A 13,975-nucleotide genomic window follows, 5' to 3' on the forward strand; every position below is an offset into this window, starting at 1 on the left:
CGGCCTTCAGAGCGGCGAAGGCTGGGGCTTCTCGCCGCGCAGGGCGGCCTGCAGCCGGGCTGCCAGGTCGGCCTCGCGAAAGGGCTTGGGAACGATGAAGGATTGTTCGGGATCGAGTTCGCCCAGTTCGGCATAGCCGGTGATGAAGACCACCGGCAACTGCGGCAGCCGCTTGCGCACCTGTCGGGCCAGTTCGGCACCGTTCATGCCGGGCATGGCGAAATCCGCCAGCAGCAGATCGATCTGGGGATCGCGCTCCAGAGCACTCAGGGCGGCGAAGCCATTGCTGGCCTCCACCACCTGATAGCCGAGATCGGCCAGCAGCGCGGCGGTCACGTTGCGTACCGCGTGGTCGTCGTCGACCAGCAGGATGCGGCGCTCGGCAGCCTGCTCGTCGCGCCCCAGGGCCGGCAGCCCGATCGGATCCTGGGCATCCTCCGCCTCGGTACGCGGCAGATAGACCAGCACCGTGGTGCCACTGCCCATCTCCGTCTCGATGCGGACCCCGCCACCGGACTGCTTGGCGAAGCCGAACACCTGGGCCAGGCCCAGACCGGAGCCCTTGCCCACCTCCTTGGTGGTGAAGAAGGGTTCGAAGGCCTTGGCCAGCACCTCTTCGCTCATCCCGGTGCCGGAATCCTGCACCGCCAGCAGCACGTATTCGCCCGGCTCGGGCTCTTCCGGACGCTGGGGCGGCTCGCTGATGGTCTGGTTGGAGGTACTCAGGCGCAGGGTGCCGCCGACCGCCATGGCATCCCGGGCATTGATCGCCAGGTTGAGGATGATGAGTTCGATCTGGGTCGGGTCGACCAGGGCGTGCCAGCAATCGGCGCGCAGGTGGGTCTCGATCCAGACGCTGCCGCCCATGGTACTGCGCAGCAGCTCCAGCATGCCCTCGACGGTTTCGTTGAGCTTGACCGGCTTGGGCGCCAGTCGCTGGCGACGGGAAAAGGCCAGCAGCTGGGCGGTGAGCTTAGCGCCCCGCTCGCCCGCTTCGCGGATGTTCTGCACCCGCCCCTGGGTCTTGTCGCTGGCCGCCAGGCGCGTCAGGTCGCGCTCAAGGAAGCTGGCGCTGCTGAGCACCACGGTGAGCAGGTTGTTGAAGTCATGGGCCACGCCCGCCGTGAGCTGACCCACGGCTTCCAGCCGCTGCATCTGCTGCAGGGTCGCCTCGACCCGCTCGCGCTCGTCAATCTGCTCGCGCAGCTGGCGGTTCGCTGCCGCCAGCTCTTCCATCGCCAGGACTTCCGAGGAGATGTCGCGCCCGGAGCAATAGGTCATGCCGGCATCCGGTACCGCCGTCCAGGAAATCCAGCGATAGCTGCCGTCACGATGGCGGATGCGGTTGACGAAGCGCTGGCTGGTCGCGCCGGTGGCCAACTGCTTGAGTTCGTTGTCGGTGATGAAGCGCTCGTCGGGATGCACCAGCGCCAGCAGCGAGGAGTCCAGCAACTCCACCCGCGACCAGCCCAGGTTTTCTTCCCAGGCCGGGTTGAGCGCCACCAGGGTGCCATCGGGCTTGCACACCAGCAGCAGATCGCGAGTGAGGTCCCAGGTCCGATCGCGCTCCCGGGTACGCTCTTCAACGCGCTCGCCAAGACTGACGTTGAGCCGCTCGAGCTTTTCCGCGGCATCGCGCTGCTGGGTGATGTCGAGCATCACGCCCAAAAAGCGGGTGCAGACGCCGGCGTCGAAGAAGGGCTGGCCGCGGGTCTCGACCCAGCGCTGGGCGCCGTTGTCCAGACGAATGCGGTATTCGCTGCGGTAGTCGTCGTCGCGCTCATCGGCGCTCGCCTGGCGGACCGTATGCAGAAAGCGCTCGAGGCCATCGCTGCCGCACAGCCGTTCGAAAACCTCGAGATCGACCACCGCATCGGCTGGCAGGCCGAACATGGCCTTGCAGCGCTCATCCCAGATCAGGGTACGACTGGCCGGCAGATATTCCCACATGCCCAGGCGGGAGGCGTCCATCGCCAGGCGGGATCTGACCTCCAGGCTGTGCAGGGCCTCTTCGGCGCGGCGCCGCTCGCGGCGCTCGTGCACCACCAGCAGCGCCCGCTCGACGGCCTTGGCCAGGAGTTCCATGCTCTGCTTGAGCACATAGTCGTTGGCACCCAGGCGCATCATCTCCACGGCGTGCACCTCACCGAAGATGCCAGAGACGAAGATGAAGGGCGTTTCCGGTGCCAGCGCCCGCGCCACGCGCAGCGCCTCGGCGCCGGAGAAGCCCGGCAGGATGATGTCGGAAAGGATGATGTCGTAGGTCTGCTGGCTCAGGGCCAGGGTGAGACCGGTACGCTCGTAGACGATCTTGGATTGCAGCTCGAAGCCGTGCCTTTCCAGCTCGATCAGGATCAGCTCGGCGTCGAGCTTGCTGTCCTCTACCAGGAGGATCTTGATCTGTTTCGAGAGGGGCATAAACGGACGTCGGCCTTGGATCTGTTCGCTCAGGGGAGCCGGGTCGCGCATATCTGCCGGTCGCGGATGACTGGATACGGATGCACTTATCTTCACTCGCTAACGGCCAATGCGCCTGGCGACACGGCGCGATCCTGGCGGCGGCTCGTTGAGTACGGCCCAGAACACGCCGAGGTCACTGATCGCGGCAACGAAATCACGGAATTCGACCGGCTTGACCACGTAGGCGTTCACGCCCAGTTCGTAGGCCTTTTCCAGATCGGGCTCCTCCCGCGACGACGTCAGCATGACCACGGGGATGCTGCACAGCTCCGGGGTACCACGCACCAGGTCCAGCACCTCGAGGCCATCGACCTTGGGCAGCTTGAGATCCAGCAGCATCACGGCGGGATTGCCCGGCTCGCGATCGGCATAGGGCTCGCGGCGCAACAGGTAATCGACCGCTTCGGCGCCGTCACGCAGGACCACGACATCGTTGGCCAACTGGCTGCGCTCCAGAGCCACCAGGGTAAGCTCCAGATCGTGCGGATTGTCTTCGACCAGCACAATGGGTTTGAGCATGAATAGAACTACCTTTTGTGTACCGGCGACGGTCGTTGTTTGGGAAGGGCGAAATAGAAGGTCGCGCCCTCGCCGATGGCACCCTCGGCCCAGACGCGACCGTCATGGCGCTCGATGATGCGTCTGACACTGGCCAGACCGATGCCGACCCCTTCGAACTCATCGGCATGGTGCAGGCGCTGGAAGACGCCAAACAGCTTGCCTACATAATCCATGTTGAAACCGACGCCGTTGTCCCGGACAAAGATGATGTCCTCGGAATCGCTCGGCAAGGTGCCGATCTCGATCACTGCCGGCTCTTCGTAGCGACTGTATTTGATGGCATTGGCCAGCAGATTGCGCAAGGCGAGATGGACGAAGGCGGCATCGGCGATGACGACAGGCAGGGGGCCGATGTGCCACTCCACCTGCCGCTCGGCATAGTCCGGCGCCATCTCTTCGCGGATGGCTTCCACCAGGGCGGTGAGATTGACGTCGGAATAGCGGATCGCGGCCCGCCCCATCTGCGAGAAGCTCAGCAGGTTGTCGACCAGGCTGCCGGCGAAGCGCGCCGACGAACCGATGTTCTCCAGGAAGCGCCGCCCCCGGTCCGACAGCTTGCCGCCCTCGATGTCGCCCAGCAGCTCGGCATAGCCGGCGATGTGGCGTAGCGGCGCCCGCAGGTCGTGGGACACGCTGTAGGAGAAGGCCGCCAGTTCCTTGTTGCTGCGCTGCAGCTCCTCGGCCAGCTCGGCCATCTCCTCGGCCTTGCGCAGGACGATCCCGCGCACCGCGTTGCGCAATTCGATGGCGCTTTCCAGCTCCAGCGGCGACCAGGGGAGCGACAGCCCCCGTACCGTCTCCTGCCAGAGCACGAAGCTCTGTCGGGGCGACAGGCGCCCGTCGCTGCCTTCCTGCTTGGTCGGCCGGCCGGCCCAGTTGACCACCTGCACCAGTTCGCTGCGGAACCAGATCAGGTAGTGGGAATGCAATTCGGAAATAGGGACGGCGAGCACCCCGGCCGCATGCTGGGCCAGCTGGGGGAGCTCGGCGATGTCCTTGGCCAGGTTGTCGGTGACGAAGTGGTCCTTGACGTTGACCGACAGCCACTCGACCAGGCTGTCCACCACCTCGCGCGGCGGTACCTGGCCGATTAGCTCGGTCCCGTCGGAGGAGATGATGGCGGCGCCCTGCGCCCGGGCGAAATCCAGAAAGACCTGCGGCAGCTCCAATAGTCCCTGGCAGACGCTGTCGCGGTCGGCCATGGTCGAGAGCATCTGCACCATGGATTGGCGCAGCGCCAGCCGGCGATCGGATTCCGCATGGGTCTCGGCGGCATCGATCTGCAGCGACAGCACCCGGCCGAACAGCTCGCAGGCGGTACGCGTCTGGAAGGACACCCGCTGGGGTTGACGGTCGTGGCAGAGCACCAGGCCCCAGAGGCGATCACCGACCACGATGGAGATGGACATGGACGCCAGGGTGCCCATGTTCCTCATGTACTGCAGGTGCACCGGCGACACGCTGCGCAGCTGCGCGAAGCTGAGATCCAGCGGCTGCCCGGTCAGCGGATTGGTCTGCGGCTGCAACGGCGAGGGCTGGTAGTAGGCGTTGCCGATCACCCGGATGCGGTTGGCCAGGTACAGGCGACGCGCCTGGGCGGGAATGTCCGAAGCGGGAAATCTCAGGCCCAGATAGCTGGGTACCCCGGGATCGCACTCCTCGGCCAGCACCTGCCCATGACCGTCCTCGTCGAAGCGATAGATCATGGTGTGGTCGAAACCGGAAATACGCTTGGCTTCGCGTACCGCGAGCTTGGCGATGGCGTCGACGGTTTCGGCCTGATGCAGCTGTTCGATGAACACCCGCACCATGGGATAGAGGGTATTGAGGCCAAGGCGGCTGTCCACCGGCGCCTCGAATTCGACGATCAGCACCCCGCCGAAGCGGTGCATGAACAGCGCGAAGGTCTGCTGCCGCGGCCCCAGGGTCACATCACCCTGATAGATGGGGTTCTGCTCTTCCTGGGTCAGAGCACCGAGCATGGCCGGCAGATCCCGTTCCGGCAGCAATTCGCCGAGGGTGCGACCCAGCACCTCCTCCACGGCGACCCCGAGGTACTCGCGGACGTTGGCACTGGCCTGGACGATGCGCAGATCCGGCTCTTCCACGGCGAACAGGAAGCCATGTTCCTGGATACTGCCGGGAATATGGATCGGCTCGTTGGCGCAATCGGCCAGAGCGTCGGGCTGCGTCTTGGAGGGTGACTCGAGCGCCAAACCGGGAACCTCATGTGATCGGAAAGAAGCGCAGGGAAAGCGGTGCGCCGAAACGGAAACAAAGGTCATTCAGACTATCAGACCCTGGGCAGGAGGCGAAGCGAAACGGCGCGCAGCCTGAACAGCGACATGCGCGGCGACACTCTCTCGCCGCGGGTTGGAATCTTCTCCGTCGGCCTTCGGTCGGAGCTGGTTTAGCCCCAGGATCCTGCCCATGTCCTTGCGCCGCGCCCTCCCCCTGGCCGCCCTGCTACTGAGTCCGCTCAGTCAGGCCGAGCCCCTCTACGGCGAACGTCTCGAAGGCTTCGACTACGACTATTCGGTCAAGACCTTCAGCTTCGACTCCCAGCGCCAACCGTTGGAAATGGCCTATCTCGACGTCGCGCCGAGCGGAAAACCGAACGGCCGGACCCTGGCGCTGTTGCACGGCAAGAACTTCTGCGCCGGCACCTGGGCGCAGAGCATCCAGGTGCTGAGCGCTGCCGGCTATCGGATCGTGGCCCCGGACCAGATCGGTTTCTGCAAATCCAGCAAGCCAGCCCACTATCAGTACAGCTTCCAGCAACTGGCCGCCAATACCCGGGCGCTGCTCGACCACCTGGGCATCGCCCGGGCGACCCTGATCGGCCATTCGACCGGCGGCATGCTCGCGACCCGCTACGCCCTGCTCTATCCCGAGGCCACCGAACAGCTGGTGCTGGTCAACCCCATTGGCCTCGAGGACTGGAAGGCCCTGGGCGTACCCTATCGCAGCGTCGACCAGTGGTACGCCCGGGAGCTGAAGACCTCCGCCGACGGCATCCGCGACTACGAGCGCAGCACCTACTACGCCGGCCAGTGGTCCCCGGCCTACGAACGCTGGGTGACGATGCTCGCCGGTCTCAACAACGGCCCCGGCAAGGAAAGGGTCGCGTGGAATTCGGCGCTGATCTACGACATGATCTAGAGCCAGCCGGTGGTCTACGAATTCGCCCGGTTGCGCGTGCCCACCCTGCTCATGATCGGCCAGCGTGATACCACCGCCATCGGCAAGGACGCCGCGCCGGCCGCCATCAAGGCGCAGCTGGGTCACTATCCCGAACTGGGCAAGGCAGCGGCGCGGCGCATCCCCCGGGCGACCCTGGTGGAATTCGAGGACCTGGGCCACGCGCCCCAGATGCAGGCGCCGGAGCGCTTTCACCAGGCCCTGCTGCAGGGCCTGAGCGCCCTCAAGGCACCCTCGACACAACCCCAGCCTTGATCGAATCCGGACTATGAAAAAGGCGGCGCACCCGAGGGTACGCCGCCTTTTTCATGCCCTATCAGACGACGCTGCCCACGAACGCCATTCATGGGCAGCGCCTGCTTCAGGCGCTGCTGCTGGCCAGATCCGCCAGTTCACGACTGGCGACGCTGTACATCGCATAGTCCTGACCGCTGGCATTGCGCAGATCCACCAGCAGCCCCCGCCAGCGCTCCACGGCCGCTCGATGGCGCTCCAGCCACAGCGAGAGCCGCGCTTCCGGATCGCTCGGCGCCTCGCTCAGGTTGAGCATGGCGATGGTGATGGTGCGCTGCTGCACATCCACCTCGTCGCGGAAGGCCTCGCGCGCCAGGGCCTGCCAGGCATTGGCCACCGGCAGCTGGTTGAGCTGCTGCTGGTACCAGGCCAGGTCCAGTACATCACCCGCGGCGAACCAGGTGGCCGCCACTTCCAGTGGATCCTGGGCGGTGACCTCCGCCGCCTGGATCACCGGCAGCAGGGTATAGATGTGGTTGGTCCCGGCGACGACCCGCGCCAGCAGTTCGGGCACGCCCGCCTCGGTATAGGCGCGGAAGCGCTCTTCCCAGTCCTGGCGCGGCTCGCCCTGCAGCAGTTCGTCCAGGCGCACCCCCAGGGCGGCGATGCGCGGCCCGAAGAAGGCCGCCACGGCGCCGGCATCCAGGCCGCTGCGATGGCTGCGCAGGAACCAGCGGGTCGCCCGCCGGCCCAGCCGCATCAACTCGCTCATCAGGCGCAGTTGCAACTCCGCGGGCACCTGATGATCCAGGGCTTCCACCTGACGCCACCAGTGCGGCAGATGCAGGACGTCGCGCATCACCACATAGGCGCGGGCGACATCGGCCGCGCTCATGCCAGTGGATTCGCACAGGCGCTGCACGAAGGTAATGCCCATGTGGTTGATCAGGTCGTTGGCGATCTGGTTGGCGACGATCTCGCGCTTGAGGCGATGGCGCGCCATGGCCTCGGGGAACTGCTCGGTCAGGCGCTGCGGGAAGGCACCCTGCATGTCCCGGGCGAGGTAGTCGTCGTCCGGCACCGAAGAGGCCAGCAACTGCTCCTTGAGATCGATCTTGCTGTAGGAAATCAGCACCGACAGCTCGGCCCGGGTCAGTCCCTGTTCCTTGGCCGCGCGCTCGGCGAGCACCTCGTCGCTGGGCAGGAATTCGAGGGTGCGATCCAGCTTGCCACGTCCTTCCAGGTCGACGATCAGCCGCTGGTACTCGGCCAGGTGCGTCCGCGCCCGGTATTCCGCCAGCGACAGGGCACCGGTCTGCATGTAGTTGTTGGCGACCACCAGTTCGCCGACCTCGTCGGTCATCTCGCCCATCAGGGTGTTGCGCTGCTTGACGGTCATGTCGCCGGCGGAGACCACGTCGCCCAGCAGGATCTTGATGTTGACCTCGTGGTCGGAGCAGTCCACGCCGCCGGCGTTGTCGATGAAGTCGGTGTTGCAGGCGCCGCCGTGCAGACCGAATTCCACCCGCGCCAGCTGACTCATGCCCAGGTTGCCACCCTCGCCAATGACCTTGGCACGCAGGTCGCAGCCGTCCACGCGCAGGGCGTCGTTGGCCTTGTCGCCGATATCGGCGTGGCTTTCGAAGCTGGCCTTGACGTAGGTGCCGATGCCGCCGTTCCAGATCAGATCCACCGGCGCCTTGAGCAGGGCGTTGATCAGCTCGTTGGGCGTCAGGTGATCGGCCTGCAGATCGAAGCGCGCCTTCATCTCCGGGCTGATCGCGATGCGCTTGGCACTGCGCGGGAAGATGCCACCACCCTGGGAGATCAGGCTGGCGTCATAGTCGGTCCAGCTCGACCGCGGCAGGTTGAACAGCCGTTCGCGCTCGACATAGCTGCGCTCGGCGTCCGGATTGGGATCGATGAAGATGTGCAGGTGGTTGAAGGCCGCCACCAGCTCCAGGCTGCGCGAACGCAGCAGGCCGTTGCCGAAGACGTCGCCGGCCATGTCGCCGATGCCCACCACGGTGACCGGATCGGTCTGGACGTCGATGCCACGCTCACGGAAGTGGCGCTGCACGCTGACCCAGGCGCCTCGCGAGGTGATGCCCATCTTCTTGTGGTCATAACCCGCCGAGCCACCGGAGGCGAAGGCGTCATCGAGCCAGAAGCCGTAGTCCTGGGCGATGCCGTTGGCGATGTCGGAGAAGGTCGCGGTGCCCTTGTCGGCCGCCACCACCAGATAGGGGTCGTCGCCGTCGTAGCGCACCACGGCAGCCGGCGGGACCACTTCACCGTCCTTGAGGTTGTCGGTGATGTCCAGCAGACCGCTGATGAAGATGCGGTAGCAGGCGATGGCCTCGGCCTGGATGTCGTCGCGGGAACCGCCGGTGGGCAGACGCCGCGGCACGAAGCCGCCCTTGGCGCCCACGGGGACGATCACCGAGTTCTTGACCTGTTGCGCCTTGACCAGGCCCAGCACCTCGGTGCGATAGTCTTCCTCGCGATCCGACCAGCGCAGGCCGCCGCGGGCGACGTTGCCGAATCTCAGGTGCACCCCTTCCACGCGGGGGCTGTAGACGAAGATCTCGTAGCGCGGCACCGGCCGTGGCAACTCGGGAATGGCCTTGGGATCGAGCTTGAAGCTGAAGTAGGCCTTGGGCTTGCCGGCAGCGTCGGTCTGGAAGACGTTGGTTCTCAGGGTCGCCTTGATCAGGTCCAGATAGCGCCGCAGGATGCGGTCCTCGTTGAGCACCGCGACATCGTCGAGGGCGCTGAGGATGGCCTGCTCCAGGCGCTGCTGCTTGTCGTCCAGGTCTTCGCTGGTCATGCGCCGCGCCAGGTAGAACTTCATGCGGAACAGCCGCACCAGTTCCCGGGCGATGTCGACGTGGGCGTTGAGGGTGGCGGCGATGTAGCCGATGTCGAAGCCGATGCGGATCTGCTTGAGGTAACGCGCATAGGCGCGCAGCACCGCGACGTCCCGCCAGGGCAGCCCGGCGGTCAGCACCAGGCGATTGAAGCTGTCGTTTTCCGCCTGCCCGTCCACCACCTGGACGAAGGCGTCCTGGAAGGTGTCGTTGAGTTGCTGCAGATCCAGCTCCAGGCCGGCCACGGTGGTGAAGGCGAAGTCATGGATCCAGTAGCGGCGGCCATTGCGATGGCGCAGCTCATAGGGGAATTCGCCGAGCACGCGCAGACCGAGGTTTTCCAGGATCGGCAGGACGTCTGACAGCGCCAGGGGCGTGTCGGCGTGATAGAGCTTGCAGTGCAGGATGTTGTCGCCGGTCTGGGTCAGCGGCTGGTAGAAGCCCATGGCCAGACGGCGCTCGTCGTTCAGCGCCAGCAGGTGACGCATGTCCACCACGGCCAGGTGCGGTGCGAAGCGCTCCCGATAGCCAGCCGGGAAGCCCAGCGGATAGTCGGCGAGGATGGAGGTGCCCTGGGCTTCGCCGAAGCTGTCCACCATCAGGCTGGCGAAGTCGTCCTTCCAGCTGCGGCAGGCCTGCACCATTTCCTGTTCCAGGCGCGCCGGATCGACATCCTGCGGCTGCAGGGGATCGACGCGCAGGATGAACTGCACCCGCGCCAGCACGGACTCGGAGAAGAAGGTCCAGAATTCGCAGTCGGTGCCATGCAGGCGATCCATGAGGATCTGCTGCATGCGCTGGCGAACTTCGGTGGAATAGATGTCGCGCGGCACATAGGCCAGGCAATAGAAGAACTGGCCATAGGGATCGCGGCGCAGGAAGACGCGCACCTTGCTGCGCTCCTGGATCTGCACGATGGCCATGGAGGTGCTGAACAGATCGTCCACCGGGGTCTGGAACAGATCGTCCCGTGGCAGGCCTTCGAGGACTTGGGCCAGTTCCTTGCCCAGGTGGGCGCTGCTGTCGAAGTCGGCCCGGCGGCGCACCTCGTCGACCTTGCGGCGGATATAGGGAATCTCGCGCACGCTGTCGTTGTAGACGCTGGAGGTATAGAGGCCCATGAAGCGGTGCTCGCGCACCACCCGGCCACTGGCGTCCACTTCGCGCAGGGAAACGAAATCGGGATAGGCCGGGCGATGCACCCGGCTCGGGTCGGCCGCCTTGGCGAAGGACAGCAGCACCGGTTCACGCAGATAGCGCAGCGGTTCACCGGACAAGGTGATCTCGGCGGTCTCGGGGCGACCGCGCAGGCGCCGCGACAGGCCGAGCAGGGAGTCCGGCACATAGCGTTGCACCGCGGTCTCGCCGTCGCCTTCGACGATGAATTCCTCGTAGCCGAGGAAGGTGAATCTGTCGTTGCGCAGCCAGTCGAGGAAGGCCTTGACCTCGGCCAGTTCGCCCTCCTCCACCCCAGCCGGACGCCGATCCAACCAGGTCAGCAGCTCGGCGACCTTGGCCTTCATGGCCGCAAAGTCGCCGACGGTCAGGCGCACCTCACCGAGAATCTCCTGCAGCGCCGCCTCCAGGGCGCGCAACTCGCTGGTTGCGGCACAGCGGTCGATCTCGAGGAACATCAGGGCTTCGCGGGTCACCCCTTCGCCCTGCTGCCCCTTGGGCAGCAACTCGAGCAGGCGACCCTGGGCATCCCGGCGCACGCTGAGGACACTGTTCTGCAGGGTATGGACGCTGTAGCCCTGACGATTGAGCTCCATGCGCACCGAGTCGACCAGGAAAGGCGAATCGGCGTGCAGCACCTCGACTACGGTGTGGCTCGATTGCCAGCCGTGTCGTTCGTAATCCGGATTGAAGACCTGGACCCGCGGCTCGGACGGATCGAAGACATCCAGCAGACGCCAGGCCGACAGCACGCAGCCGACCAGATCGGAGAGCCGACGCTGAGTGAGTTCTTCCAGCGGGACGATGCCGAAGAACTGGGCGGTGAAGCGCTCCAGCTGTTCGAGGGTATCCCCTTCGACATGGGCCGCGAGGACATTCTTGAGTTGTTGTTGGAAATCCGCTTGGCTGGCAGCGGTGAAAAACGCCATAACCGTACTCCGTCCTGAAGGTGCTGTGGGCTTCGCTCCGCAGAGGACAGGCCTCTCCCGGAGCGAGTTCCACAGGGGACGAGGCCGGACTGCACCAAAAAAGTGCAAAGATGCAGTGCGGCTAGAGTAGCCAACAAAGACAGCTATGCACGTACGTCAGGGCGACAACAAGATTCAGCTGCGGAACGGATCTCAATAGTGCGGTGGCGGCGCCTCGTCCGGCAGACCACCGCCACCCGAACTCTGCAGCTCGGCCTGGCGCTCGGCCAGGACGCGAATCTGGGCCGCGCAGCGATCCAGAGCCCGCTGCTGCTCGACGATGATGTCGTTGAGGGTCTGAATGGTGTCGTCCTGGAAGGCCTGGCGCATTTCCAGGTCGGCGATACGGTCTTCAAGGGTCATGCCTGTGTCTCCTCTTCGAGCAGCACCCGCCAGCGTTCCGCAGCGGCATGGCCGGCTTCCGCGGTATGGGGCTCGCGTGGCGAGTGCCCCCATACCGGGCCGGGCCAGGCCGGATCGCCCTCCTGCCGCAGCAGGATATGCAGGTGCAATTGCCTGACGACGTTGCCCAGAGCACCGATGTTCAATTTTAGATCCGGCTGCGCGTGGCGCAACACTTGGGCAACAAGTGTCACCTCTCGCCACAGTTGTGCCTGGTCCTGAGGTGACAGGTCGAGGATCTCGGTAACACTTTCGCGCCGGGGTACCAGCACCAGCCAGTCATAGCGCCTGTCGTTCAGCAGCAATACCTGGCAGAGCGTCAAGGACGCGACTTCCAGGGTATCTCCGGCCAGCCGTGGGTCTATCTGGAACATCTCATCTCCTGCCAACACCTGTCGGCACTAAAAGTGTGCACAGCTTTGTGCAAGTGAAACCTTTGGTGTCACAAAGGTGCAACCAACCCTTCCGAAACTGCCCATTGCCCGGGAAGCGGAGCAGCGATAGACAGGCGGGCTCAGGGGTTGAGCGTTTGTGCACGCTTTTTGCTATCACGATCCGGGTACGACGATCGGATGGGAACTCTTAAAGAGCTTTCTTAAGAGTCACGGTTAATCCGCTCATCACACGCAAAATTTTGATGAAGCCTATCGCCCCTCCGAGAGAGGTGCTATATGTGCCGCCATTAGAACAAACAGCCACGGCTGACACGATGGCTGACTTTCAACCCAAAGGAGCATTTCTGATGCAAGCGATGAAGTGGAGCATTCTCGCCCTGGCCGTAGCCGCAGGGACCACTCAACTGGCTTTTGCCGACCAGCAGTCCGAATCCAAGGGCTTTGTCGAAGACAGCAAGCTGAACCTGTTGAACCGCAACTATTACTTCAACCGGGATCGTAATGGCGGTGCTAATGATCGTCGCGACTGGAGCCATGGCTTCCTGCTGAACTACGCGTCGGGCTTCACTCAGGGCACCGTGGGTGTCGGCGTGGATGCCTTCGGCTATCTCGGCATCAAGCTCGATGGCGGCAAGGGTTATGCCGGCACCGGCAACCTGCCGATCGGCAACGATGGCCGCCCGAACGACGAGTACTCCACCGCTGGCGCCGCAGTCAAGCTGCGCATCTCCAACACCGTGCTGAAGTACGGCAACCTGCAGCCGACCTCGCCCGTGTTCGCCGTGGGCGGCAGCCGCCTGTTCCCGCAGACCGCTACCGGCTTCATGCTGACCAGCGAAGAAATCCAGAACCTGTTCCTGGAAGCCGGCCACTTCACAGCCGGTCGCGACAACATCAACACCTACCACGACGGCAATCTAGGTGCTCAACTGGCAGGCGTAACCACCAGCTCTGGTGACTACGCAGGCGGCAAGTACAAGTTCAACGACCAACTGAGCGCCTCGCTGTACTACGGTCGCCTGGAAGACCTGTGGAACCAGTACTACGCGAACGTCAACTTCGTTCAGCCGCTGAGCGCCAATCAGTCGCTGACCTTCGACGCCAACTACTACTACACCAAGGACACTGGCAGCGCCAAGCTGGGTGACATCAGCAACAACACCTTCTCGCTGGCAGCTGCCTATAGCATCGACGCCCACACCTTCACCCTGGGCTTCCAGAAGGTCAACGGTGATACCCCGTTCGATTACGTCGGTGCAGGCGGCAAAGGCGATGCCCTTGGCAGCGGCGGCGACAGCATCTTCCTGGCCAACTCCATCCAGTTCTCCGACTTCAACGCACCGGGCGAGAAGTCCTGGCAGGCTCGCTACGACCTGAACATGGCCACCCTGGGTGTACCCGGCTTGAGCTTCATGACTCGTTATGTTCGCGGCACTGGCATCGATGCACCAAACGCCAATACTGCATACGCCGGCTTCTATCAAGACGGCGATAAAGAACACGAGACCAACCTCGAAGCCAAGTACGTTCTGCAGAGCGGCCCGGCCAAGGACCTGTCCTTCCGCATTCGCCAGACCTGGCACCGCGGTGATGCCAGCACCGGTACTGGCGGTAGCGGTAACGTCAACGAGTTCCGCCTGATCACCGAGTACCCGCTGAGCATCCTGTAAGGGACAGCGCACTCGCACGATCCAGCAGCCCGGCATTC

7 protein-coding genes and 1 pseudogene are annotated in these 13,975 nt (G+C 64.5%); 2 read left to right on the forward strand and 6 right to left on the reverse strand.

Annotated elements, in window-relative coordinates; translation table 11 throughout:
- Nucleotides 1-6: 6 nt before the first annotated feature.
- The 3 genes from EC839_RS06180 to EC839_RS06190 all read right to left on the reverse strand — a co-directional run bounded on the left by EC839_RS06180 (nucleotide 7) and on the right by EC839_RS06190 (nucleotide 5,237).
- A complete protein-coding gene (locus EC839_RS06180; RefSeq protein WP_007159295.1) occupies nucleotides 7-2,418 on the reverse strand; it encodes a response regulator in 2,412 nt (803 codons plus the stop codon).
- Nucleotides 2,419-2,517: 99 nt separating this feature from the next.
- Nucleotides 2,518-2,979 carry a response regulator gene (locus tag EC839_RS06185; RefSeq protein WP_007159296.1) on the reverse strand — a complete coding sequence of 154 codons (462 nt, stop codon included), beginning with the start codon at nucleotides 2,977-2,979 and terminating at the stop codon, nucleotides 2,518-2,520.
- A gap of 8 nt (nucleotides 2,980-2,987) precedes the next feature.
- A complete protein-coding gene (locus EC839_RS06190) occupies nucleotides 2,988-5,237 on the reverse strand; it encodes an ATP-binding protein (protein ID WP_007159297.1) in 2,250 nt (749 codons plus the stop codon).
- Between the two features lie 214 nt (nucleotides 5,238-5,451).
- Here EC839_RS06190 and EC839_RS06195 point away from each other — a divergent pair.
- A pseudogene (locus EC839_RS06195) lies at nucleotides 5,452-6,477 on the forward strand (alpha/beta fold hydrolase).
- Nucleotides 6,478-6,583: 106 nt separating this feature from the next.
- Here the strand turns inward: EC839_RS06195 and EC839_RS06200 are convergent.
- The 3 genes from EC839_RS06200 to EC839_RS06210 all read right to left on the reverse strand — a co-directional run bounded on the left by EC839_RS06200 (nucleotide 6,584) and on the right by EC839_RS06210 (nucleotide 12,246).
- The gene (locus tag EC839_RS06200) at nucleotides 6,584-11,431 is read right to left on the reverse strand and encodes an NAD-glutamate dehydrogenase (protein ID WP_007159299.1); all 4,848 of its coding nucleotides are present in this window, start codon (nucleotides 11,429-11,431) and stop codon (nucleotides 6,584-6,586) included.
- Between the two features lie 192 nt (nucleotides 11,432-11,623).
- The gene (locus EC839_RS06205) at nucleotides 11,624-11,833 is read right to left on the reverse strand and encodes a SlyX family protein (protein WP_007159300.1); all 210 of its coding nucleotides are present in this window, start codon (nucleotides 11,831-11,833) and stop codon (nucleotides 11,624-11,626) included.
- On the reverse strand, nucleotides 11,830-12,246 hold the full coding sequence (locus EC839_RS06210) for an HIT domain-containing protein (protein WP_007159301.1): 417 nt from the start codon (nucleotides 12,244-12,246) through the stop codon (nucleotides 11,830-11,832). The genes EC839_RS06205 and EC839_RS06210 overlap by 4 nt, the downstream gene beginning before the upstream one ends.
- 368 nt (nucleotides 12,247-12,614) lie before the next feature.
- On the opposite strand from EC839_RS06210, the gene EC839_RS06215 reads away from it, so the two are divergent.
- Nucleotides 12,615-13,937 (forward strand): OprD family porin, encoded by a 1,323-nt coding sequence (locus tag EC839_RS06215; RefSeq protein ID WP_007159302.1) that lies wholly within the window; start codon nucleotides 12,615-12,617, stop codon nucleotides 13,935-13,937.
- The last annotated feature ends 38 nt before the right edge of the window (nucleotides 13,938-13,975 follow it).

Origin of the sequence: Pseudomonas sp. JUb52, from assembly GCF_004341115.1 — a bacterium.
Lineage (GTDB): Bacteria > Pseudomonadota > Gammaproteobacteria > Pseudomonadales > Pseudomonadaceae > Chryseomonas > Chryseomonas oryzihabitans.

Bases quoted from the DNA above. Each gene is read 5' to 3' on its own strand.
- EC839_RS06210 (WP_007159301.1), bottom strand. From the start codon at position 12,246: ATGTTCCAGATAGACCCACGGCTGGCCGGAGATACCCTGGAAGTCGCG.
- EC839_RS06180 (WP_007159295.1), bottom strand. From the start codon at position 2,418: ATGCCCCTCTCGAAACAGATCAAGATCCTCCTGGTAGAGGACAGCAAG.
- EC839_RS06185 (WP_007159296.1), bottom strand. From the start codon at position 2,979: ATGCTCAAACCCATTGTGCTGGTCGAAGACAATCCGCACGATCTGGAG.
- EC839_RS06200 (WP_007159299.1), bottom strand. From the start codon at position 11,431: ATGGCGTTTTTCACCGCTGCCAGCCAAGCGGATTTCCAACAACAACTC.
- EC839_RS06205 (WP_007159300.1), bottom strand. From the start codon at position 11,833: ATGACCCTTGAAGACCGTATCGCCGACCTGGAAATGCGCCAGGCCTTC.
- EC839_RS06215 (WP_007159302.1), top strand. From the start codon at position 12,615: ATGCAAGCGATGAAGTGGAGCATTCTCGCCCTGGCCGTAGCCGCAGGG.